General features: G+C 62.0%; 22 protein-coding genes. 14 read left to right on the top strand and 8 right to left on the bottom strand.

The genetic code is table 11. The features are described from left to right. The first annotated feature begins 11 nt into the window (after positions 1-11). The 3 genes from SINAR_RS0120090 (at position 12) to SINAR_RS1000000138205 (ending at position 2198) form a co-directional block, all read left to right on the top strand. Positions 12-1040 (top strand): zinc-binding dehydrogenase, encoded by a 1029-nt coding sequence (locus SINAR_RS0120090; RefSeq protein ID WP_028000729.1) that lies wholly within the window; start codon positions 12-14, stop codon positions 1038-1040. A gap of 11 nt (positions 1041-1051) precedes the next feature. Further along, the gene (locus SINAR_RS0120085) at positions 1052-1975 is read left to right on the top strand and encodes a lipid A biosynthesis lauroyl acyltransferase (protein WP_033057766.1); all 924 of its coding nucleotides are present in this window, start codon (positions 1052-1054) and stop codon (positions 1973-1975) included. Positions 1976-2063: 88 nt separating this feature from the next. Then, on the top strand, positions 2064-2198 hold the full coding sequence (locus SINAR_RS1000000138205; RefSeq protein WP_272913694.1) for a hypothetical protein: 135 nt from the start codon (positions 2064-2066) through the stop codon (positions 2196-2198). 39 nt (positions 2199-2237) lie between these two features. Here SINAR_RS1000000138205 and SINAR_RS0120075 read toward each other — a convergent pair whose 3' ends face one another. From SINAR_RS0120075 to SINAR_RS0120055, 5 genes are all read right to left on the bottom strand, one after another. Next, positions 2238-2591 (bottom strand): VOC family protein, encoded by a 354-nt coding sequence (locus SINAR_RS0120075; RefSeq protein ID WP_028000727.1) that lies wholly within the window; start codon positions 2589-2591, stop codon positions 2238-2240. Further along, on the bottom strand, positions 2575-3018 hold the full coding sequence (locus SINAR_RS0120070) for an SRPBCC family protein (protein ID WP_028000726.1): 444 nt from the start codon (positions 3016-3018) through the stop codon (positions 2575-2577). The genes SINAR_RS0120075 and SINAR_RS0120070 overlap by 17 nt, the downstream gene beginning before the upstream one ends. 126 nt (positions 3019-3144) lie before the next feature. Next, entirely contained in the window at positions 3145-4059 is a 915-nt protein-coding gene (locus tag SINAR_RS0120065) for a helix-turn-helix domain-containing protein (RefSeq protein ID WP_028000725.1), read from the bottom strand. An 83-nt stretch (positions 4060-4142) separates the two neighbouring features. After that, positions 4143-5561 (bottom strand): alanine/glycine:cation symporter family protein, encoded by a 1419-nt coding sequence (locus SINAR_RS0120060; protein WP_028000724.1) that lies wholly within the window; start codon positions 5559-5561, stop codon positions 4143-4145. 108 nt (positions 5562-5669) lie between these two features. Then, complete coding sequence (locus tag SINAR_RS0120055) at positions 5670-5903, bottom strand: hypothetical protein (protein WP_150824025.1); 234 nt, start codon at positions 5901-5903, stop codon at positions 5670-5672. A 95-nt stretch (positions 5904-5998) separates the two neighbouring features. Here SINAR_RS0120055 and gnd point away from each other — a divergent pair, with 95 nt between their 5' ends. Then, positions 5999-7429 (top strand): NADP-dependent phosphogluconate dehydrogenase, encoded by a 1431-nt coding sequence (gene gnd / locus SINAR_RS0120050; RefSeq protein ID WP_028000722.1) that lies wholly within the window; start codon positions 5999-6001, stop codon positions 7427-7429. A gap of 104 nt (positions 7430-7533) precedes the next feature. Further along, positions 7534-7797 (top strand): hypothetical protein, encoded by a 264-nt coding sequence (locus tag SINAR_RS0120045; RefSeq protein WP_028000721.1) that lies wholly within the window; start codon positions 7534-7536, stop codon positions 7795-7797. Between the two features lie 113 nt (positions 7798-7910). Here SINAR_RS0120045 and SINAR_RS0120040 read toward each other — a convergent pair whose 3' ends face one another. After that, positions 7911-8969: a LacI family transcriptional regulator gene (locus SINAR_RS0120040; RefSeq protein ID WP_028000720.1), complete on the bottom strand. Its 1059-nt coding sequence runs from the start codon at positions 8967-8969 to the stop codon at positions 7911-7913. 483 nt (positions 8970-9452) lie between these two features. On the opposite strand from SINAR_RS0120040, the gene SINAR_RS0120035 reads away from it, so the two are divergent. From SINAR_RS0120035 to SINAR_RS0119995, 9 genes are all read left to right on the top strand, one after another. Continuing rightward, the gene (locus SINAR_RS0120035) at positions 9453-10688 is read left to right on the top strand and encodes an ABC transporter substrate-binding protein (RefSeq protein WP_028000719.1); all 1236 of its coding nucleotides are present in this window, start codon (positions 9453-9455) and stop codon (positions 10686-10688) included. Between the two features lie 231 nt (positions 10689-10919). After that, on the top strand, positions 10920-11828 hold the full coding sequence (locus tag SINAR_RS0120030) for a carbohydrate ABC transporter permease (protein ID WP_028000718.1): 909 nt from the start codon (positions 10920-10922) through the stop codon (positions 11826-11828). After that, the gene (locus tag SINAR_RS0120025; RefSeq protein ID WP_028000717.1) at positions 11821-12759 is read left to right on the top strand and encodes a carbohydrate ABC transporter permease; all 939 of its coding nucleotides are present in this window, start codon (positions 11821-11823) and stop codon (positions 12757-12759) included. The genes SINAR_RS0120030 and SINAR_RS0120025 overlap by 8 nt, the downstream gene beginning before the upstream one ends. A 6-nt stretch (positions 12760-12765) precedes the next feature. Beyond that, positions 12766-13851: an ABC transporter ATP-binding protein gene (locus SINAR_RS0120020; RefSeq protein WP_028000716.1), complete on the top strand. Its 1086-nt coding sequence runs from the start codon at positions 12766-12768 to the stop codon at positions 13849-13851. A 92-nt stretch (positions 13852-13943) separates the two neighbouring features. Next, a complete protein-coding gene (locus SINAR_RS0120015) occupies positions 13944-16418 on the top strand; it encodes a beta-mannosidase (protein WP_028000715.1) in 2475 nt (824 codons plus the stop codon). 58 nt (positions 16419-16476) lie between these two features. Then, the gene (locus SINAR_RS0120010) at positions 16477-17238 is read left to right on the top strand and encodes a sugar phosphate isomerase/epimerase family protein (protein WP_028000714.1); all 762 of its coding nucleotides are present in this window, start codon (positions 16477-16479) and stop codon (positions 17236-17238) included. Positions 17239-17253: 15 nt separating this feature from the next. Next, entirely contained in the window at positions 17254-18387 is a 1134-nt protein-coding gene (locus SINAR_RS0120005) for a Gfo/Idh/MocA family protein (protein ID WP_028000713.1), read from the top strand. Between the two features lie 90 nt (positions 18388-18477). Beyond that, entirely contained in the window at positions 18478-19506 is a 1029-nt protein-coding gene (mgrA, locus tag SINAR_RS0120000; RefSeq protein WP_028000712.1) for an L-glyceraldehyde 3-phosphate reductase, read from the top strand. Positions 19507-19798: 292 nt separating this feature from the next. Then, positions 19799-20905, top strand: coding sequence for a TRAP transporter substrate-binding protein (locus tag SINAR_RS0119995; RefSeq protein ID WP_028000711.1), 1107 nt, complete (start codon positions 19799-19801; stop codon positions 20903-20905). 198 nt (positions 20906-21103) lie between these two features. On the opposite strand, the gene SINAR_RS0119985 is transcribed toward SINAR_RS0119995, so the two are convergent. Together SINAR_RS0119985 and SINAR_RS0119980 are read right to left on the bottom strand one after the other, a co-directional pair. Beyond that, positions 21104-22903 (bottom strand): TRAP transporter large permease, encoded by a 1800-nt coding sequence (locus SINAR_RS0119985; RefSeq protein WP_028000710.1) that lies wholly within the window; start codon positions 22901-22903, stop codon positions 21104-21106. Beyond that, positions 22900-23475 carry a TRAP transporter small permease subunit gene (locus SINAR_RS0119980; protein WP_028000709.1) on the bottom strand — a complete coding sequence of 192 codons (576 nt, stop codon included), beginning with the start codon at positions 23473-23475 and terminating at the stop codon, positions 22900-22902. Before SINAR_RS0119980 ends, SINAR_RS0119985 begins: the two co-directional genes overlap by 4 nt. Positions 23476-23486 lie beyond the last annotated feature (11 nt).

Below are 23486 nucleotides of genomic sequence, written 5' to 3'. Positions count from 1 at the left end.
AAGGAAAGACCATGCGCGCCCTGCAATTGCTCGATGACCGCAAGCTTGAAATCACCGATCTGCCGGAGCCGGAGGCGCCCGGTCCTGGCGAGGTGACGCTGCGGGTCAAGGCCGTCGCGCTCAATCATATCGACGTATGGGGCTGGCGCGGCATGGCGTTTGCCAAGCGCAAGATGCCGCTCGTCATCGGCGCGGAAGCCTCCGGGGTCGTGGAGAGCATCGGTCCGGGCGTGGCAAATGTTCTTCCCGGTCAGCTCGTCTCGATCTACGGAGCGCGTACCTGCGGCCTCTGCCGCCCATGCCGCGAGGGACGCGACAATCTCTGCGAACATGTCGGGGGTGTCCATGGCTTCCATCTGGACGGCTTCGCGCAGGAGAAGGTCAACCTTCCGGCGCGCCTGCTGGTCCTTGCGCCCCCGGGCGTCGACGAAGTCGGCGCGGCGTTGGCGCCGGTCACCTTCGGCACCGTCGAACATATGCTGTTCGACAACGCCAGGCTCGAACCCGGCGAGACGATCCTTGTCCATGCGGGCGGCTCGGGTATCGGCACGGCCGCGATCCAGCTCGCCAAGAAGATCGGCTGCACAGTCATCACCACCGTAGGCTCGGACGACAAGATCGATAGGGCAAAAGCGCTCGGTGCCGACCACGTCATCAACTACCGGACCGACCGTTTCGAAGGGGTCGTGCGGAAGCTGACGAAGAAGAAGGGCGTCGATGTCGTTTTCGAACATGTCGGCAAGGATACCTGGGCGGGTTCGATGCTGTCGATGAAACGCGGCGGGAGGCTCGTTACCTGCGGCTCGACTTCCGGCGTCTCGACTGACATGAACCTGATGATGCTGTTCCAGCAGCAGCTGAAACTGCTCGGTTCTTTCGGTTGCCGCATGGAGAACATGGCAAACGCCATGCAGAAGATGGCGCGCGGACTCGTTCACCCGGTCATCGACACCGAGGTGGGGCTCAACGACATCGACCGCGCACTGGAGCGGATGGAGTCACGCCAGATCTTCGGCAAGATCGTGTTGCGGATGGATTGATTTTCGTGCGGATGCTGATCACACGGCTGGTGCTCGCTGCGAATCGCTTCCGTCAATGGTCGATCGCGCAGTTCGTCCTGCTGCTTCTCACCATACTCAAGCTTTTTCCACCGGACATGGCGATCAGCTTCATGGATGGGGTTGCCCGCCGGATCGGTCCGAAGACCCGTCGCCACAAGCTGACGCTGACCAATCTGCGCAACGCCTTTCCTGAGAAAGGCGATGCCGAGATCGAGGCGATCGCGCTGGAAAGCTGGGGCAATATGGGTCGGCTTGCCGCCGAATACGTGTTCCTCGATCAGCTCTTCGACTTCGATCCGGCGCGCGCCGAGCCGGGCAGGGTGGAGGTTTCGGGCATCCCGCTCTTCCTGGAGTTGCGGGACAATCCGCGGCCGTTCATCGTGTTCACGGCTCATAGCGGCAATTTCGAAATGCTGCCGGTTGCCGGCTCCGCCTTCGGTCTCGACGTGACGGTGCTCTTCCGTCCGCCGAACAATCCTTATCTCGCCGACCGGGTATTCGAATTCCGCAAGGAGCGTATGGGTAACCTCGTTCCGTCGCACGCCGGCTCCTCCTTCGCCCTGGCCCGGCAGCTCGAGCGGGGTGGAGCCGTTGGCGTCCTCGTCGACCAGAAGTTCCGCAAGGGCCTCAAGACGAAATTCTTCGGTCAGGACGTGCAGACGAATCCGCTGCTCGCCAAGCTCGTCCGCCAGTTCAATTGCGAGGTCTATCCGGCCCGTTGCATTCGGCTACCCGGCAACCGCTTTCGGCTGGAGCTCGAGCCGGCGGTCGAAATCCCCCGCAGGGGCGATGGCAGCGTCGACGTCACGGCGACGGCGCAGATGCTGAACGACAAAGTCGAGAGCTGGGTTCGCGAATATCCGGGCCAGTGGCTCTGGTATCATGACCGTTGGCACATCAAGCGGTCTCTTTGAACCGGTCCGCGGCGCGCATCTTTTCCCTTCGCAGATCGCCATCTCCTTAAATCGGTGCCGATTCAAGGCTTGTCTGGAAATGCGCGCCTTGCGCAAAGGCAATCGTGACAGCGTCCACCCGAGAGGAGGAATCGAGATGTCACAGGAATGGCCGATGTTCATCTTGCAGTGCATCGTCGTCTTCGGACTCGTCGGCGCGCTCTTCATCCGTTTCGGCGAATGATGACCGCTACGGCGATGGCGGCACTCCGGAGACGCAGGACTACTGTGCGGACCACACCGCCAGCTCATAACCATCCGGGTCGGCAAAATGGAACCGCCTGCCGCCCGGGAAGGCGAAGACAGGCTTGACGATCTTACCGCCTGCGGCTTCGACCCGGCGCTGGGCGTCCTCGATCTGCTCGGCATAGATGATGACGAGCGGGCCGCCGCTGCGGACCGGACCGAGTGTGGTGAAACCGCCGGTCAGCCGCCCATCAGAGAACTCGCAATATTCCGGGCCGTAGTCCTTGAAGGTCCAGCCGAAGGCGCTGCCGTAGAAGGCCTTGCTCGCGTCAATGTCCGTCACGTTGAACTCGACATAATCGATGCGTCTGTCGTTACCTTTGTTGGCCATTGTCTTCGCCGCCTTCCTGCTTGTGATTATCGGCTTCCAGGATGGATTTGAGCGCGGCAAGGTCCTTTTCCACCCAGGCCGCGTCCTCGGCGAACCGGGCGTCGCTCATATCCGGCTGCCTGAGCAGAGTGAACATGACTTCCGCACCGTCGCCGTTCGGCACAACGCGAAGCGCGTTGTGCACCCGCGTGCCGTCGGCGAGTGTCACCAGGTGGTCGACCACGCCGAATTCGTTGTCGGAAACGAAGCGGACGCGGGCATTGCCGAGGGGCCCGGCGGCGATCCACTCGTCGCCGTCGCGCGTGAGCCCGGAGGAGAGACCGGTCGCCCACAGCGGCATCTTCTCGTGGTCGGCCATGAAGGCATAGACCTCGCGCCAGTCGCGCTCGATCGCGGTGTGAATGATCCGGGCCGACATCGTCGCCATGCGTTCCTCCATCGAGGGGACTTATAGCATTGCGCCAGGCAATGGTCTTGAACGAAACGGCCAATCTTGAGGCTCGAGACCGATCAACGATACCGGTGGCCTTTGGACGTGACAAAGTCTTTTAAATCAGGTTGTTGTGCGGAAATTCTCGACCCGCACATTGCCGAAACGCGCGGTCAACTGCCGCTGGATTTCGCGCGGCGTAAAGGATGTGAGCTCTCTTGCTTCCCGGGCAAGATGGGCCTGATCGGCATAGCCGGCATCGAGTGCGAGATTTGCCAGCGTGTCCCCGGGCCGCGCGTGGCAGGCGGTCAGAAAACGCTGCAGGCGAAGAATGCGGTCGAGGGTCTTTGCGCCGTAGCCGAGATGCTCGTGGCAGCGCCGGCGAAGCGTCCGCTCGCTGGTGACGATCTCACGGACAAGGGTCCGGATGGGGTCGTCCACGGTCAGTCGATCGACCTGGAGACGAGCGACGCAAGCGGCAATATCCGGCGGCTGGGGTTCGGCGGCCCAGAGGCGTTCAAGCAGGACCACGGCAAGAACACCGAGCCGCTCAGGCGTGCTCGCTGCCTCCCGCATCCGGGCCTCGATCTCGTCCGTATCGCAATCCCAGAGGAGATTGAGCGGCACCGTTTGGCCGGTGATGTCACGCAACGGCTTCCGCAACCACGATGCCGCCGCGCCGATCCGGAAGCGCGCACCGATGATCGTTTCACCGGCAGGAAGCTTCGGAAAGGCGGCGGTCCTGTCGGGGCCGACGAGGGCGAGCCCTTTCGACGACCAGATGATGTCGCAGCAACCATCAGGGACGACGGCGATGTTCGAAGGCACACCGTCGGGCATCCGATGCAGCCAGAGGCATTTGAAGTGGGAGGCGAGCGCCGCAGGGGGCGGCTGCTCACGGTAGATTCCGCTCGTCCGGGCGAGCGCGGGAGGCCCGAGCCTCTGCGTGTCGACGACTGGACTGCCGGCCGCGGCCTCCCGATGGAGCCGTTGCGGGGCGCCAGCGTCTCGGCTGTATGCGGGGCAGGGCCTTGCCATTGCCCTTTTTTGCGCCCGTTGACCGGCGTGGTCAATGTCCAATCGCCGAGCCCGGGGAATGGCTCGGCGATCCCAGCCTGGTTCTAATCGCGTGACCAGATCTCGCCGTCGATCTTTCCCTGCAGTTCCGGGTAGTCGGCTGCGTGAAAAACCGGAACGGCGCCCGCTTTACGCTGCTCGAAATAGTCTTTCGTCAGCTTTGCGATGGTACCCGAAAGGAGCAGGATCGCGACGAGATTGATCGTCGCCATCAGTCCCATGGAGGCATCGGCCGCGTCGAAGACGGTGGTGATACTTTCGTAGGCGCCCCAGACGACCATCGTCAGCGTTGCACAACGCATGATCGTAAGCCCGGTCCGGTTGCCGCCGCCGAGATAGGTCAGCGCGTTCTCGGCATAGGAATAGTTGCCGATGATCGAGGTGAAGGCGAAAAAGAAGATCGCAATGGCGATGAAATAGGTGCCGGCGGAACCGATATGTGCACTCATCGCCGCCTGCGTGAGCTGTGTTCCGGTGACGCCGGAGCCGGGCTCCAGCGTGCCGGAAAGCAGGATCATCACCGACGTCGCGGTGCAGATCAGGATCGTGTCGATGAAGACGCCAAGGGACTGCACGAAGCCCTGCGAAGAGGGATGGTGCGGTGCAGGCGTCGCCACGGCTGCGATGTTCGGGGCCGAACCCATTCCTGCTTCGTTGGAAAAGAGGCCGCGTTTGACGCCATTGAGCATCGCGGCAGCGACTCCGCCGGCGATGCCGCCGGCTGCCTCCTGCAGGCCGAAAGCGCTCGAGATGATCGTCCAGAGGACGCCCGGGACCGCTGAGGCATTCGCGATCAGCACATAGACTGCGGTCAGAAGGTAGGCGGCGGCCATGAAGGGGACGACGATCTCTGCGACGCGGGCGATCTGCCGGATGCCGCCGAAGATGACGACGCCGGAGAGGAGTGCAACGGCGATGCCGACTGCGAGTTTGGGAACGCCGAAGGCGCCCTGGACCGCATCGGCGATAGAGTTTGCCTGAACGGCGTTGAAGACGAGGCCGAAGGAGAGGATCAGGCAGGCCGAGAAGATCGTGGCCGCCCAGGGCGCATTGAGGCCGCGGGCGATATAGAATGCCGGCCCGCCGCGATATTGCCCGTCCTCGTTTCGTACCTTGTATAGCTGCGCCAAAGCGCTTTCGGCATAGGCGGTCGCCATGCCGACGAACGCTACGAGCCACATCCAGAAGGTCGCGCCCGGTCCGCCGAGATAGAGAGCGACGGCAACGCCGGCGAGATTTCCCGTTCCGACACGTGAGGCGAGGCTGACCATCAGCGCCTGGAAGGGGCTGATCCCGGCTGCGTCCCTGCTGCCGCCGCGGCTTAAGACCCGGAACATTTCGCCGAAATGAACGATCTGGGGAAAGCCGAGCCGGACCGTGAAAAAGAGGCCGACCGCAAGCAGGCCATAGATGAGCACATAGCCCCAGAAGATTGTGTTCAGAAAGCCGACGATTGTGTCCATGCGGTCCTCGCTCCTATTTTGACATTGGAGATTGCGCGCCGGCCCCTCTGTTCCCGTCGCGGGGACTCGGACGTGTTCTGCGGCATTAGGGCGCAAACCCGATGGAGATCAAGGCTGCGCGGGCCGGATCGTGCAGAACACCGGGTTGGAAGCGACATAAGCCGTGGATTTCACCACAAGACTGCATTCCGACAGGCGCATCGAGGCCGCCTCCCGGCGCCTGATCGAGGACGGCAAGGCGAGGCCGGAAATGGAATTGATTTTGTCAGGAACGGCTTGTCGTAAATCGATTTGAATGCCAAAACAGCCTCCGCCGCCGCGTGCCGACCGGCCCTTGTTCATCTTTGGGGCGGCAGACATGCGCAGATCAATTCGAGGGCCGGCACGAGCGCAATTGCGTCCGGTGGCCGGTTCTCCTGTCCAATGGAGGCAATCACGTGTCACAGGCGGAAATCGGCCTAATCGGTCTCGGAGTCATGGGCTCGAACCTGGCGCTCAACATCGCTGAAAAAGGCAACAGGATCGCCGTTTTCAACCGTACCGTCGACGCGACGCGCAAGTTTTACGCCGAAGCCGGCGCGCTGAAGGACCAAATCGTTCCCTGCGAAACGATCGAAGAGTTCGTCGCCGCCATCCGCCCGCCGCGTCCGATCATCATCATGATCAAAGCCGGCGACCCGGTGGACCAGCAGATGGAGGCGCTGAAACCCCATCTCGCCAAGGGCGACATCATGATCGATGCGGGCAATGCCAATTTCCGCGACACGATGCGCCGTTTCGACGCGCTGAAGGACTCGGGCCTCACCTTCATCGGCATGGGCGTTTCCGGTGGCGAGGAAGGCGCACGCCACGGGCCCTCGATCATGGTCGGCGGCACGGAAGAATCCTATCGCCGCGTCGAAAAGGTCCTGACGTCGATCGCTGCGAAATATGACGGCGACCCCTGCGTCGCGTGGCTCGGCGAGAACGGTGCCGGCCACTTCGTCAAGACGATCCATAACGGCATCGAATATGCCGATATGCAGATGATTGCCGAGATCTACGGCATCCTGCGTGACGGGTTGAAGATGACGGCGCAGGAGATCGGCGAGGTCTTCGGAGCCTGGAACAAGAGCCGGCTCAACTCCTACCTGATCGAAATCACCGAGAAGGTCTTGAAGGCCGCCGATCCGCTGACCGGCAATCCCGTCGTCGACATGATCCTCGACAAAGCCGGTCAGAAGGGTACCGGCAAATGGTCGGTGATCGAGGCGCAGAACATGGGCGTGCCGGCAACCGCAATCGAAGCGGCGGTTGCAGCGCGCAGCATCTCCTCGGCGAAGGAAGAGCGGGAGGCCGCCGAGAAGATCCTCGGTCTGCCGCCGGTCGGCGAGATTGAGATTGCCGACAGGGGCGCCTTTATCAGAGACCTCGAAAACGCGCTGCTCGCCGCCAAGATCGGCGCCTATGCGCAAGGCTTCGCGGTCATGGCGGCAGCGTCGAAGGAGTTCGGCTGGAACCTGCCTATGCCGACGATTGCAAGGATCTGGCGCGCCGGTTGCATCATCCGCTCGCAGTTCCTCGACGAGATCACAACCGCCTTTACCAAGGCACCGGATGCGGCGAACCTGATCGTCACGCCCGCCTTCGCTGCGATGGTCAAGGAGACTGACGGTGCATTGCGCCGAGTGGTTTCGACGGCAGTCCTGGGGGGGCTGCCGGTGCCGGCGCTGGCCTCGGCGCTCGGCTATTTCGACAGCTACCGCCGCGGCCGCGGCACGGCCAACGTCATCCAGGCGCAGCGCGATTTCTTCGGCGCCCACGGCTTCGACCGCATCGACGGCGCCGACAGTCACCACGGACCGTGGGGCAGCGGCCTGAACGCGTGATCTCACATAATCCAGAGGGGCGGCTGGGTCGCCCCCTCTGACGACAAGCCCAGGCGAACCACGGCGCTTGGATATCAATGAGGGAGCCATTCGAGAAGGCACGCATGAAATTCACGGTGATCGAAGGGGGCAGGGCGGCGGTCACGGCCGCCGAAACGACGACCATCCGCGACGAGGCGGAGAGACGCATAAAAGCGGCAGGTTATGAGCACTGGCGCGTACGGAGCCTGGCAACCGGCGCGCCTATCCCGGGGCCGATCCGGTACCTGAAGATGCAGATCGATTTCGTCGCCGGGAAGCTCGAGCAGCTCAATCCTGTTCCAAGCGATTTTACCGACGACAAGTACTGGCCGGTCGCGGGGACCTGAGCCCTGCCGTCTCGGCGCGGACGCGTTCTCTCGGCTGAAGGTTTTCGCCCGCCACTGCATCCGCAAGCACGGCGGACTCGGCTAATGAGAAGCTGCAGGGTGGCACGGCAGAGCTATGACCGCGCAGACCTCGCCATCGGTGGCTGGAATTCCGGCTGGCTGAGGCTCTGGAGCGTCTCCGGCGGGTGGCCTTCGATATGGCCGATCACAGCCTTGGCGAGCTCGCGTCCGGCCATACGGATGTCCTCATACATCGTCATCACTTCCGGGCGCAGCCAGCGCAGGAAGTCGCTCGGCACTTTCGACACCATTTCGGCGCCCTCGCCAATCTTCTTGCCGGCCGCTTCCATCCCGGCGATCAAGGCGATCGCGCCGGAGCCGCTGCCGGAAACGATACCGTCCGGGGCGTCGGAGGAACGCATCAGCTTTTCGAACGCGTCGCGGATGGCAACAAGGCTGTGGTCGATGTTGACCTGGTGAAAGCTCACGGCCTCCGCGCCGAAGTCTCTCAGGCCCCGCTCGAAGCCGGTGCGCATGTGCGAGTGGAAGGTCAGGTTCGGCGGCGGCTCGAGGAGCACCAGCCGCCGTCTGCCTCGGTCGACGAGCTTGCGTACAGCCTCGTAGGCGAAGCGTTCGTTATCGAAGTCGTGATAGGGATGGATCAGCCCCATCTCGGTGCGCCCATGGGTGGCGAAGGGCAGGTGGCGCTCGGTTAAAAGCGTTACCCGCGGATCGTTGGGCTCGGTTCGCGAAATGATCACGCCGTCGGCCGCGCCGGTATCGAGAATGTAGCGGATCGGGCCGAGCGGATCCTTGGCCGAACTGTAAGGCGTCACGACCAGGTGATATTGAGTGCCGGCGAGGATTTCGGTGATACCGATGACCATGGGGCTGGTAATGCCCATGATCTCCTCCTCGAGCGTCAGCACGAGACTTATGACATTCGTCTTGCCCGTCCTGAGGCGAACGCCCGCCCGATTCGGCTGATAGCCGATTTGTTTTGCTACGAGGCGGACGCGCTCCTTGGTTTCCGCACCGATATCGGGAGCATCTTTCAGGGCGCGCGAGACGGTGGTGACACCGAGCCCCGTCATGAAGGCGATCGTCTTCAGTGTCGGCCTGCCGCCTTCGCCCGGCGCCATCGTCGCTCTGTTCTTCGTTTTGCCATCCATGCCAGTCACGCCAATCCGCTCTCCTGAACCGCGGCTCGCCATCGCTCTCGTGCAACCGCAGGCCGCGTCGCTCCGCCTTATATACGAACTACGGCTGCTGGCCACATTCGTCGACGCCGGCGCCGGACCAAAATCTGTAACGATACAGTTGCAATGTCGAGCATTTTCGTTGCTGCAATGCGAAGGGCATAGCCTTCTGGTTGAGTTCCGTTGCCGAGAGCGTCGACATCGCACGCGCGAAGGCCAGGATCCTGTCCTTGAGGTGCAGAAGTAATGAAAACCTCGATAATATAGCGTGTTAGTGCTCAAAATCTACTCTATGACTTGCCTCGGAACAGGCCCCGCGCCGTCTGTTTACCCGAGGGACTGGGCGCCCGTAAGTTGTATTTTCAGGTTTGTTGAGAATTGCCCGTTGTAGGTGTTGCGCAGTGAATTTCTTTGAACTAAGTTTTTACGGTAACGTTACAGTGAGGGAGGACACTCATGAATTTGCGTTTTTTGGCTGCCGCTTTGTGCACGACCGCTGCCTTGCCCTTCGGGGCTGCCAATGCGGCCGATCTCGAGGTCACGCATTGGTGGACTTCGGGCGGTGAAGCGGCCGCGGTTGCCGAGCTTGCGAAAGCTTTCGATGCGACCGGGAACAAGTGGGTCGACGGCGCGATCGCCGGCTCCGGAGGAACGGCACGCCCGATCATGATCAGCCGCATAACCGGCGGTGATCCAATGGCTGCCACCCAGTTCAATCACGGCCGCCAGGCGGAAGAACTGGTGCAGGCGGGCCTGATGCGCGATCTGACCGACATCGCCACCAAGGAGAATTGGAGGGAAATCGTCAAGCCGTCGAGTCTCCTCGACTCCTGCACGATCGAAGGCAAGATCTATTGCGCGCCGGTCAACATCCATTCGTGGCAGTGGCTCTGGCTTTCGAATGCCGCCTTCAAGCAGGCGGGCGTCGAAGTTCCGAAAAACTGGGACGAATTCGTAGCTGCGGCCCCGGCGCTCGAGAAGGCCGGAATCGTCCCGCTCGCCGTCGGCGGCCAGCCGTGGCAGGCGGCGGGCGCCTTCGACGTACTGATGGTCGCGATCGCAGGCAAGGAAACCTTCGAGAAAGTCTTTGCCGAGAAGGATGCCGAAGTGGCTGCCGGGCCTGAAATCGCGAAAGTCTTCAAGGCTGCCGACGATGCCCGCCGCATGTCGAAGGGCACGAACGTCCAGGACTGGAACCAGGCGACCAACATGGTCATCACCGGCAGGGCCGGCGGGCAGATCATGGGCGACTGGGCCCAGGGCGAGTTCCAGCTCGCCGGCCAGAAAGCCGGCGTGGACTACACCTGCCTGCCGGGCCTCGGCGTCAACGAGGTGATCTCGACCGGCGGCGACGCGTTCTACTTCCCGCTTCTGGAAGATGAGGAAAAGTCGAAGGCGCAGGAAGTGCTGGCATCGACCTTGCTCAAGCCGGAAACGCAGGTGGCCTTCAATCTGAAAAAAGGCTCTCTGCCGGTGCGCGGCGACGTCGACCTTGCCGCCGCCAATGACTGCATGAAGAAGGGCCTCGATATCCTCGCCAAGGGCAATGTGATCCAGGGCACGGACCAGCTTCTGTCGGCCGACAGCCAGAAGCAGAAGGAGGACCTCTTCTCCGAGTTCTTCGCGAACCACTCCATGACGCCGGAAGATGCGCAGAAGCGTTTCGCCGACATCATCGCGGCTGCTGATTGAGAGTCGCGCTCTGGCGCAGCGGTGCGTCCATCTGGACGCACGGCGCTCCAAGTCCCGCTTGACGGGGCTGACCCTTCCTCACCGAGGGCACGATGACAATCGTGCCGCCTGCGCTGATTTTCGTCGGCGCAGGTGTGGTGAGCGAGGGCGGCAATGGGCTTCGGCTGCCGGCGGCGCATTTCCGGCGGTGCCCATCACACGAAAACCTTTTGCAGCTCCGGAGGAGGAAACATGACAGGTCTAACACGTGGTTCGGCGCGGCCGAACCAGTGGCTGCGAAACCTGAACGCGAAGATCGCCTCTGTCCCGATGATACTCACGGCCATGGTCATCTTCGTGGGCGGCACGGCCTGGACGGTCGTCTACTCCTTTACCAATTCCAAGCTCCTGCCGCGGCTCGCCTTCGTCGGCTTCGATCAGTACGAGCGGCTGTGGGCCGCCCCTCGCTGGCTGGTCTCGATCCAGAACCTGGCGGTCTTCGGTTGCCTCTCGCTGGTGTTCAGCCTGGTGATCGGCTTCGTGCTGGCCGCCCTGATGGACCAGAAGATCCGTTTCGAGAACACGTTCCGGACGATCATGCTCTATCCCTTCGCCCTGTCGTTCATCGTCACCGGTCTCGTCTGGCAATGGCTGCTCAATCCGCAATACGGAGTCCAGTCGATCGTCAGGTCTCTCGGGTGGACGAGCTTTTCCTTCGATCCGCTCTACAATTCGAACATCGTCATCTACGGCATTCTCATCGCCGCATTGTGGCAGGGGACGGGCCTCGTCATGTGCCTGATGCTCGCCGGCCTGCGAGGGATCGACGAGGACATCTGGAAAGCGGCGCGGGTCGACGGCATCCCGATGTGGAAGACCTATCTGCTGATCATCATCCCGATGATGCGCGGCGTCTTCATCACAACCCTGGTGATCATCGCCAGCGGCATCGTCAAGGTCTACGACCTCGTGGTGGCGCAGACGAGCGGCGGCCCGGGGATCGCCTCCGAGGTGCCCGCGAAATACGTCTACGACTACATGTTCCAGGCGCAGAACCTGGGCCAGGGTTTTGCTGCCTCCACCATGATGCTCGTGACCGTCGCCATCATCATCGTGCCGTGGGCATATCTGGAGTTCGGAGGAGGCCGCAAGCGTGGATAACATCGCCAATAACAGCATGGCTGCGGCTTACGAGACTGCCCCCGGCCTCGTGGCGGGCCCTCGCGGCAGAAAGCCGCGCAGGACGCTCTCCCGCCGCAACATCATCGTCTACGGCACTCTGATCGTCGTGGCGCTCTATTACCTGCTGCCGCTTTACGTGATGGTCGTCACCTCGCTCAAAGGCATGCCCGAGATCCGCGTCGGCAACATCTTCGCGCCGCCGCTCGAGATCACTTTCGAGCCCTGGGTGAAAGCCTGGGCGGAGGCCTGTACCGGACTTAATTGCGATGGGCTTTCCCGCGGATTCTGGAATTCGGTGCGCATCACCGTGCCGTCCGTGATCATCTCGATCGCAATCGCCTCCGTGAACGGCTACGCGCTCGCCAACTGGCGCTTCAAGGGCGCCGATCTGTTCTTCACCATCCTCATCGTCGGCGCCTTCATCCCTTACCAGGTGATGATCTATCCGATCGTGATCGTGCTCAGAGAAATGGGCGTCTACGGAACGCTGACCGGGCTGATCATCGTGCACACGATTTTCGGCATGCCGATCCTGACCCTGCTGTTCCGCAACTACTTTGCCGGGCTGCCGGAGGAGCTCTTCAAGGCCGCACGTGTCGACGGCGCAGGGTTCTGGACGATCTATTTCAAGATCATGTTGCCGATGTCACTCCCGATCTTCGTGGTTGCGATGATCCTCCAGGTGACCGGAATCTGGAACGACTTCCTTTTCGGCGTGGTCTTCACCCGGCCGGAATACTACCCGATGACGGTCCAGCTCAACAACATCGTCAACTCGGTTCAGGGCGTGAAGGAATACAACGTCAACATGGCGGCCACGATCCTGACCGGCCTCGTGCCGTTGACGGTCTATTTCGTTTCCGGCCGCCTGTTCGTCCGCGGCATCGCAGCCGGCGCAGTGAAAGGATAAGCAAGCATGACAAGCGTATCTGTCAGGGATCTGTCGTTGAATTTCGGTGCCGTCACCGTGCTCGACAGGCTCAATCTCGACATCGATCACGGGGAATTCCTCGTCCTGCTCGGCTCTTCCGGGTGCGGCAAGTCCACGCTGCTCAATTGCATTGCCGGGCTGCTCGACGTTTCTGACGGGCAGATCTTCATCAAGGACCGCAACGTCACCTGGGAGGAGCCGAAGGACCGCGGCATCGGCATGGTGTTCCAGTCCTATGCGCTCTATCCGCAGATGACGGTCGAGAAGAATCTCTCCTTCGGCTTGAAGGTCGCCAAGATCCCGACGGCCGAAATCGACAAGCGCGTGAAGCGTGCAGCGGAGATCCTGCAGATCGAGCCATTGCTCAAGCGCAAGCCATCGGAGCTCTCCGGCGGTCAGCGGCAGCGTGTGGCGATCGGGCGCGCGCTGGTGCGCGATGTGGACGTCTTCCTGTTCGACGAGCCGCTGTCGAACCTCGACGCCAAGCTGCGCTCCGAACTGCGCGTGGAGATCAAACGCCTGCACCAGTCGCTGAAGAATACGATGATCTATGTCACCCATGACCAGATCGAAGCGTTGACGCTTGCCGACCGGATCGCCGTCATGAAAAGCGGCGTGATTCAGCAGCTTGCCGATCCAATGACCATCTACAACGCTCCGGAGAACCTGTTCGTCGCCGGATTCATCGGTTCGCCGTCGATGAACTTCTTCCGCGGCGCGGTGGAGACGAACGACGGAAGCAGCTTCGTTCGGGTCGGCAGCGTCGTCTTCGACGTGACCGATTATCCGGCACGAACCGAACTGCGGCCGGGCCAGAAAGTCGTGCTCGGCCTGCGGCCGGAGCACGTGAAGGTCGATGAGGCAAGGGACGGCGAGCAGGCGCATCAGGCGATCGTCGACATCGAGGAGCCGATGGGCGCGGACAACCTTCTATGGCTGACATTTGCCGGCCAATCGATGTCGGTGCGGATCGCCGGCCAGAGGCGCTACCCGCCGGGCAGCACCGTGCGCCTTTCCTTCGACATGGGCGTCGCATCGATCTTTGACGCCGAGAGCGAAAACCGCCTCTGACAGGCCGCGAAGCGGACCGGGGTAGGAGGCTCCGGTTCGCGTCAATGAAACGGCGCCGGTACAGTCCGCCGGCGCACGAATGGACCATGGAAATGTCTTCCGAGACCGCGAACCGCGATGCCATCCGTATCGATCTTGCCGGCGATTGGCTGCTTGCCTCGGCCGACAACAGCCACGCACTGACCATCGAGCTGCCGGGCGACGTGCACAGCGCGCTGCAGCGAGCCGATGTCATCGGCGATCCCTATAGCGGCCGAAACGAGGCCGATATCCAGTGGATCGCTCACAAGGAGTGGGTGCTCGAGCGCACCGTCGTCATCGATGCCGACGATCTGAACGGGGGATGGTACCTCGACCTGGAAAGCATCGATACGGTCGCCTCGGTCTTCGTCAACGAACAGCTCGTGCTGACGGCAGACAACTGCTTCCGCCGCTATCGCCCCGACGTCTCGAATGCCATTGTCGCCGGCGAGAACCGCATTCGTATCGTCCTTCATTCGGCAATTGCGGAGGGCGCGCGGCGGCAGGCGGCGCAACCCTTCTATGTGCCCTATCATGACGGCAATTCGCCGATCGCCAACGGCAACATGCTGCGCAAGCCGCAATGCCATTTCGGCTGGGACTGGAATATCGCCATCGCGCCGCTCGGGATCTATGGCTCGCTGGCGCTCTGCCGACTGGAAACGGCACGCATCGAACATGTCACCACCCGCCAGGTATGGCTGGAGGGCGACTGCGTCGATCTGCAGGTGACGGTCCAACTCTTCGCCCGTGAGCCGGGGATCGTGCCGCTGCATTTCACGCTGGACGGCGTGCGCGAAAGGCTGGATTGCGCTGTCGGGGCCGGGGAAACGCGCATCACCCATGTCTTTACGGTGCAGGAGCCCAGGCGCTGGTGGCCGGCCGGCAGCGGCGATCAGGCGTTCTCGACGCTCAAGGTGGAGGTGCCCGGCGAGAGCGTCACGCGTCAGATAGGTTTCCGCACGATCGAGCTCGTCACCGACAGGGATGAGGCGGGGAGCCGCTTCGCCTTCCGGATAAACGGCCGCGAGATCTTTTGCCGCGGCGCCAACTGGATCCCGGCGGATGCGCTCAGGTCGCGTGTCACGCGGGAGGCGGTTGAGGATCTCCTTCGCTCCGCGGTCGACGCGAACATGAACATGATCCGCGTCTGGGGCGGCGGATTCTACGAGCCCGACTGGTTCTACGACCTTTGCGACCGGCTCGGTCTGCTCGTCTGGCAGGATTTCATGTTTGCCTGCAATCTCTATCCGTCGACGCCGGATTTCCTGGAGAACGTTGCGGCCGAAGTGGATTATCAGGTTCGGCGGCTATCGACTCATCCGTCGATCGCGCTCTGGTGCGGCGACAACGAGCTTGTCGGCGCGCTTACCTGGTTCGAGGAAAGCCGCAAGGATCGCGACCGCTATCTCGTCTCCTACGATCGCCTGAACCGGACGGTCGAGGCGGCGATGAAGCAGGCCTTCCCGGAAGCGATCTGGTGGCCATCGAGCCCGTCCGCCGGCTATCTGGATTTCGGCGATGCCTGGCATGCCGATGGCGCCGGCGATATGCACTACTGGTCCGTCTGGCACGAGAACAAGTCCTTCGACAATTACCGCACGGTCCGGCCGCGCTTCTGCTCGGAATTCGGATTCCAGTCCTATACCTCGATGCCGGTGATCCGGCAGTTCGCCAGGGAGCGCGACCTCAATATCGCCTCGCCGGTGATGGAGGCGCATCAGAAGAACGCCGGCGGAAACGAGCGGATTGCCGGCACGATGTTTCGCTATTTCCGTTTCCCGAAGGACTTTCCGAGCTTCGTCTATTTGAGTCAGATTCAACAGGGGCTCGCGATCCGAACAGCCGTCGACTACTGGCGGTCGCTCAAGCCCCATTGCATGGGTACGCTTTACTGGCAGCTTAACGACACCTGGCCTGTCGCCTCCTGGTCGAGCCTCGACTATGGCGGACATTGGAAGGCGATGCACTACATGGCGCGCCGCTTCTTCCAGCCGGTTGCCGTAGCAGCAATTCCCTCCGCGGATGGGCGGGAGATCGCCTTCTCGATGGTGAACGACACGGCCGAGCCGGTGACGGTCGAATTGCAGGCGTTCCTCGTGTCGCTCGACGGCAAACGGCAACCGCTGCTCGCCGCCGCGGGGACGTGTTCGCCCGATCGGGCGGCGACGCTCGCCGCCGTTGCCGCAAGAGACATCCCTGCCGACACGCTGCTCTTCTGGTCATTCGAGGCTTCGGACGGGGCAAGGGGCGAGGGGCACTATGTCCACGGCACCTATAAAGCGCTCGATCTCGCGCCTTCCGGCCTGACCATCGAGGCAGTGCCTCGGCCGGACGGTTCCTTCGACGTCGCCGCAAGCGCCGCCGGGCTGGCGCTGTACGTGATGATCGAGGCCGATGTCGAGGGGCGCTATTCCGACAATGCCTTCGATCTGACCGCCGCCGAGACGAAATCGATCCGTTTCACGCCGAGGGTACCGCTCGTCGCGGGCGCGAGCCCACGATTCAGGGTCTGCGATCTCGAATCCTGTCAGGGAAAAGGGTGATCCCCGTTTCACGCCCACTCCCAAGCAACCATTCCAACGAAACCATCAGGAGATTTCGATGAAAGACGTCAGCTTCCAGCTTTACAGCGCCCGCAATTTCCCGCCCTTTGCCGAAGTCCTCTCTGCTATCGGTTCTGCCGGCTACACGCAGGTCGAAGGATATGGAGCCCTGTATGCGGCGCTCTCGGACGCGGAGATCGCGGAATTCAAGGCCGGGCTCGAGCGCAACGGACTCTCCATGCCGACAGCGCATTTCGGCCTGGACATGCTGGAGAGCGACGCGCCCCGCGTGCTTGAGATCGCCGAGGCGCTCGGCATTCGCGCCGTATACTGCCCCTATCTGATGCCGGACCAGCGCCCGAGCGATGCTGCCGGCTGGCGGGCATTCGGCGCGCGGCTTCAGTCGGCCGGCAAGCCGCTCCGCGACGCGGGGCTCGATTTCGGCTGGCACAATCACGATTTCGAATTCCATGCACTCGCCGACGGCTCTGTGCCGCTCGACCAGATTCTGGCTGGAGGTCCTGACCTTTCGTGGGAAGCCGACATTGCCTGGATCGTGCGCGGCGGTGCGGACCCCTTTGCCTGGATCTCGAAATACGCCTCTCGCATCACGGCGGTCCATGTCAAGGACATCGCGCCTGAGGGCGAGAAGGCGGACGAGGACGGTTGGGCCGACGTCGGGGAGGGGACGCTCGACTGGAAGGCATTGATCCAGGCGCTTTCCAGAACCTCCGCGAAATACTTCATCGCCGAACACGATAATCCCAGCGACTTCAGGCGTTTCGCCAAGCGCTCGCTGGCTGCGATTCAATCCTACTGATCGACGGATACTCCCATGACAAAAGAACTTGGTGTCGGCATCATCGGATGCGGCAATATCTCCACGACCTATTTCAAGCTCGCCCCGCTGTTCAAGGGCATTCGGATCGCCGCATGCGCCGACATCAATCCGGCAGCGGCGGAAGCACGCGGCGCCGAATTCGACGTGACTGCGCAGAGCATCGACGCGCTGCTCGCCAATCCGGAGGTGGAGATCGTCGTCAATCTGACGATCCCCGAGGCGCACTTCCCGGTCTCGAAGGCCATTCTCGAAGCCGGCAAGCATGTTTATTCCGAGAAGCCGCTGGTGCTCTCGCTGGAGCAGGGGGAGGAGCTCAGGAGAATTGCGGCGGGGAAGGGGCTGACAGTCGGATGCGCGCCGGACACGTTCCTGGGGGGCGCCCACCAACTCGCCCGCGATACTATCGATGCGGGCAAGATCGGCCGGGTCACCTCCGGAACCTGCCACGTCATGAGCCCGGGCATGGAGATGTGGCATCCCAATCCGGACTTCTTCTTCCTGCCGGGCGGAGGGCCGGTGCTCGATCTCGGGCCCTATTACATCGCGAACCTGATCAACCTGATCGGACCGGTGAAGCGGGTAGGCGCACTTTCCTCCATGGCAAGCACGACGCGGACCATCACCAGCGAACCCAGAAACGGGGAAGTGATCCCCGTCAAGACGCCCACCAACATTCATGCCCTGCTCGAGTTCCAGAATGGCGCCACCATCACCCTTTCGGCAAGCTGGGATGTCTGGGCGCACCGCCATGCGAACATGGAGCTTTATGGCACCGAAGGGTCGCTCTTCGTTCCGGACCCGAACTTCTTCGGCGGCACGGTTGAAGCGAGCGGGCGGAACAAGGACATCCAGCCGCTTGAAGTGTGGGACCACCCCTTCGCCGTCAACAACTGGGACCACCCGCTCGGCCCGATCGCCAATTATCGCACGGCGGGGCTCGCGGACATGGCGGATGCAATCCTCAGGGGACGCGATGCCCGCTGCTCGCTGGAACGCGCGCTCCACGGCGTCGATGTGATGGTCTCGATCCTGAAATCCGGCGAGGAGGGAAGCTTCGTCACGCTTTCGACGACCTGCACCCAGCCGGCGGCGCTCGGTATCGAAGAGGCGCGGGCGTTGCTGCGCTAACGATAGAATCCTCCCCAGCCCGTCCCCCTTGTAGGGAGGGGTTGGGGAGGGGTATTCAGGGCCACCGAAGCGAACGAAGGAACATAAGTCATGGCCTGGCAACCGGCGGAAAACCGATACGAGACGATGAAGTATAATCGCTGTGGCAGGAGCGGCTTGAAGCTGCCGGCGATTTCGCTGGGTCTTTGGCACAATTTCGGCGGCGACACGCCGCATGAGCGCAAGGTGGACATGTGCCGTACGGCCTTCGATCTCGGCATCACCCATTTCGATCTTGCCAACAATTACGGTCCGCCGCCCGGCTCGGCCGAAATCGCCTTTGGCGAGATCCTGCGCAGCGATTTCGCCGGCCTGCGTGACGAACTCATCATTTCGTCCAAGGCCGGCTACTACATGTGGCCCGGCCCCTATGGAGAGTGGGGCAGCCGGAAATATCTCGTCGCCTCCTGTGACCAGAGCCTGAAACGCATGGGGCTCGACTATGTCGACATCTTCTACTCCCACCGTTTCGATCCGGAGACGCCGCTCGAAGAGACGTGCGGTGCGCTCGATCACATCGTCCGCTCGGGGCGGGCGCTCTATGTCGGCATCTCCTCATACAATTCGCAGCGCACGCGCGAGGCGGCCGCGATCCTGAAGGAACTGGGCACGCCCTGTGTCATCCACCAGCCGAGCTACTCGATGCTCAACCGTTGGGTGGAGGACGACGGCCTCATCGACACGCTGGAGGAGAACGGCATCGGTTCGATCGTCTTTTCGCCGCTCGCCCAGGGCATGCTGACGACAAAGTACCTGAACGGCATTCCGGAGGACAGCCGCGCCGCGCAGAACCATTTCCTCAAGAAGGACTTCATCCGTCCGGCAATCATCGACAATATCCGCAAGCTGAACGGCATCGCCGAACGGCGCGGCCAGACGCTCGCCCAGATGGCGCTCGCCTGGGTGCTGCGCGGCGGCCGCGTCACCTCCGCGCTTATCGGCGCGAGCCGTTCCGCCCAGATCGTCGATTGCGTGAAGGCGCTGGAAAACGATAGCTTCACGGTGGAGGAGCTGAGCGAGATCGACCTCTATGCGCGCGAGGCCGACATCAATCTCTGGGCAAAGTCCGCCGAGCTCTGAATCGGCTCGAATCTATTGATTTGCCTCGATTTTGGGCAACTTCCACCCGCTTGCGGCGTCTTATACAAAAGTCGAAGGAGACGCCGCAAAACGGTCGCTGGACATGCATTTGCGATTATGTATGGTGCACGGGTGCCGTGATGCGCAAGGCCTTCGCGGGCTTCAGCGTTTCGGCAATAACGAGGAGAAAAGAGACCTTTCGACGTCCCGGACGGGACGGACGAAGGCTCAACGGGTGGTGGTGCGGGCTGAACCGCGCCGAGACTGCTCATGGCGGGAACAGGGAGGAACCATGGATCGCCGTTCATTCATCAAACATGCGAGCATCGGCGGCCTGGGTGCGGCTGCTGCATCGGCACTGGCTGCGCCGGCCGTTGCGCAGAGCAATCCGAAGGTCACCTGGCGCTTGACGTCGTCCTTCCCGAAGTCGCTGGATACCATTTATGGCGGTGCGGAAGTTCTGTCGAAATACGTGTCCGAAGCCACTGACGGGAATTTCCAGATTCAGGTCTTCGCTGCCGGCGAAATCGTCCCGGGCCTGCAGGCGGCGGATGCGGCGGCTGCCGGCACCGTCGAAGCGTGCCATACGGTCGCCTATTACTATTGGGGTAAGGATCCGACCTGGGCGCTCGGCGCGGCCGTGCCCTTCGCTCTCAATGCCCGCGGGATGAACGCCTGGCATTATCATGGCGGCGGCATCGACCTCTTCAACGAGTTTCTCGCAGCACAAGGTCTTGTCGGCTTCCCGGGTGGCAACACCGGCGTCCAGATGGGCGGCTGGTTCCGCAAGGAAATCAAGACCGTTGCCGACATGAAGGGCCTGAAGATGCGCGTCGGCGGTTTCGCCGGCAAGGTCATGGAACGTCTCGGTGTCGTCCCGCAGCAGCTCGCTGGCGGCGACATCTATCCGGCACTCGAAAAAGGCACGATCGACGCGGCCGAATGGGTCGGGCCCTATGACGATGAGAAGCTCGGCTTCTACAAGGTCGCGCCCTATTACTACTATCCCGGCTGGTGGGAAGGCGGACCGACCGTGCATGCCATGTTCAACAAGTCAGCCTTTGACGGCCTGCCGAAAGCGTATCAGTCGCTCCTGCGCACGGCTTGCCAGGCGACCGACGCGAACATGTTGCAGAAGTACGACTATCTCAATCCCTCGGCGATCAAGCGCCTGGTGGCGGCGGGGGCAAAGTTGAGCCCGTTCAGCCCGGAAATCCTGTCGGCCTGCTTCGACGAGTCGAACAAGGTCTATGCGGAGATGGAGGCTTCGAACGCGGCCTTCAAGAAGATCTGGGACTCGATCAAGGCCTTCCGTGCCGAGTACTACCTCAACGCTCAGATCGCGGAATACAACTACGACACCTTCATGATGATCCAGCAGCGCAACGGCAAGATCTGAGCCGGGCTATCGCCTGAACCTGCGCACTTCCGCACGGAAACCGTCACATGCTGTTTCTGGAAGTGCTCCGGATCGATAAATGGAAAAGCCCCGGAGCGATGATGCTCCGGGGCTTTTTGCTTAGCTTGTCAACCTGAGAGAAGTTCATTCCCATCTTCGCTTCACTGCTTCGGTAAAGCGAAGATGGACTTATGCACATCAATTGAACGATGGCGGCGCGCTGAGGTCGGGTGCCGGATTGTTCTGCTGAGGCGGAGGCGCCGTGTCCGGTTGGTCCGGCTGCTGAGCGCCTCCGTCGAGCGGGCTGCCGCCCGGCAGCTGCAGGCCGCCGGGAAGACCGAGGCCGCCGCCATTGTCGGGCAGGGTCAGCCCGCCTCCGCCGGTTCCGAAACCCGGGACTTCGATCTTGATCGTCGACGGGTCTACACCTGCGCCGCTGCCTTTGTAATGCAGGACCATCTGCGGGAACATGAGCGTCAGCGCAATCATGATGATCTGTATGCAGACGAAAGGTACGGCGCCCCAATAGATCTGGCCGGTCGTCACGGGCTCCATCGTTTTGCCGGTCACCTTGTCCAGATAGGGTACCCTGGCTGCGACAGAACGCAGGTAGAAGAGCGCGAAGCCGAAGGGCGGATGCATGAAACTCGTCTGCATGTTGATACCGAGCAGTACGCCGAACCAGATCAGATCGATGCCCAGCTTGTCGGCCGCGGGTGCGAGCAGGGGGACGATGATGAAGGCAAGCTCGAAGAAATCGAGGAAGAATGCCAGGAAGAAGACGAGCACGTTGACGGCGATCAGGAAGCCGACTTCACCGCCCGGCAATGCGGTGAGCAGGTGCTCCACCCAGAGATGCCCGTTGACGCCGTAGAAAGTGAGCGAAAAGACGCGGGCGCCGATCAGGATGAACAGAACGAAGGCGGAGAGTCGCGTCGTGGAAGCGAGTGCGGCGCGGACGACCTCCATGTTGAGGCGGCCTTTGCCTGCCGCCATGACGAGCGCGCCGACGGCTCCCATGGCTCCGCCCTCGGTCGGCGTGGCGATGCCGAGGAAAATCGTGCCGAGAACGAGGAAAATCAGAGCCAGTGGCGGAATCAGTACGATGATCACCTGCTGCGCAAGCCGCGAAAGGGCGTTGATCTTCAACGTCCTGTCGGCGATGGCGGCCACATAGATGAATACGATGCCCACCGTGGCCCCGAGGATGTCTGCGTTTTCCCCCTGCGTCGGCGAAAGATAGACGTGGGCCGCATAGGCGATGGCGACCGCGACCAGCAGTGCGATCACGAGTGAGATGACGCCGGAGCCGAGCGTGCGCGCTTCCAAAGGCAGTGCCGGCATGGAGTCGCGCTTCACGAAAGTCATGAGCACGATGTAGCCCATATACAGGCTCGTCAGGACGAGACCGGGAATGAGGGCGCCGGCATACATGTCGCCGACCGAACGGCCGAGCTGATCGGCAAGAACGATCAGCACCAGCGACGGCGGGATGATCTGCGCGAGCGTGCCTGAGGCGGCGATGACGCCGGTTGCGATGCGCCGGTCGTAGCCGTAACGCAGCATGATCGGCAGCGAGATCAGGCCCATCGCGATCACGGATGCCGCAACCACGCCGGTGGTCGCCGCAAGCAGTGCGCCGACGAAGATGACCGCGTAGGCGAGCCCCCCGCGTACGGGCCCGAAGAGTTGGCCGATCGTATCGAGAAGGTCTTCGGCCATGCCCGATCGTTCGAGCACAATGCCCATGAAGGTGAAGAAGGGAATGGCGAGGAGCGTGTCATTGGACATGACTCCCCAGAATCGTTCCGGCAATGCATTGAGCAGCGGCCAGGAAAGATTGATGGAGTCGGATAAGGGCGCAAGTTCGACGCCGATGATGAAGAACAGGAGACCGTTGGCGGCGAGCGAGAAGGCGACCGGGTATCCAAGCAGAAGGAACACGATCAGCGACACGAACATGATCGGCGCCAGGTTGTCAGCGATGAACTCGATCATGAACGGGCCTCCGGCGCCACGGCGTCATCGAGGGGTGCATGGGTTGGAACGTAAGGAGTCGGATCGTCCATATTTCCGGTCATGATTGCGATTTTCTTGATGATTTCCGAAACGCCCTGCAGGGCGAGAAGCACAAAGCCGATCAGCAGGATCGCTTTCGCGGGCCAGATGATGAGCCCGCCGGCGCTCGAAGAAAGTTCGCCCGAGACATAGGACATGCGTACATACGGCACGAGGTAATAGAGCATGAGAAGCACGAAGGGCATCAGGAAGAAGACATGACCGAAGAGGTCGATCCAGTGCTGGACGCGCCGCGAAAACATTCCGTAGACGACGTCGATGCGTATGTGCTCGTTCTGACTCAGCGTGTAGGCTGCGGCGAACATGAAGGCCGCGCCGAAGAGATACCACTGCGCCTCCAACCATGCATTGGACGACATGTTGAACGCTTTTCGGATGACGGCGTTACCGGCGCTCACGAGCACGGCCACCAGAATAAGCCAAGAGACCGCCTTGCCGATCTTTTCGGTAACGGCGTCGATCATTCGGCTGAAGCCGAGTAACGGTTTCATCGAGTTCCTCC

The sequence above is a fragment of the Sinorhizobium arboris LMG 14919 genome, assembly GCF_000427465.1.
In the GTDB taxonomy this organism is placed as follows: Bacteria; Pseudomonadota; Alphaproteobacteria; order Rhizobiales; family Rhizobiaceae; genus Sinorhizobium; species Sinorhizobium arboris.
This window is presented reverse-complemented; position numbering and strand designations above follow the sequence as displayed.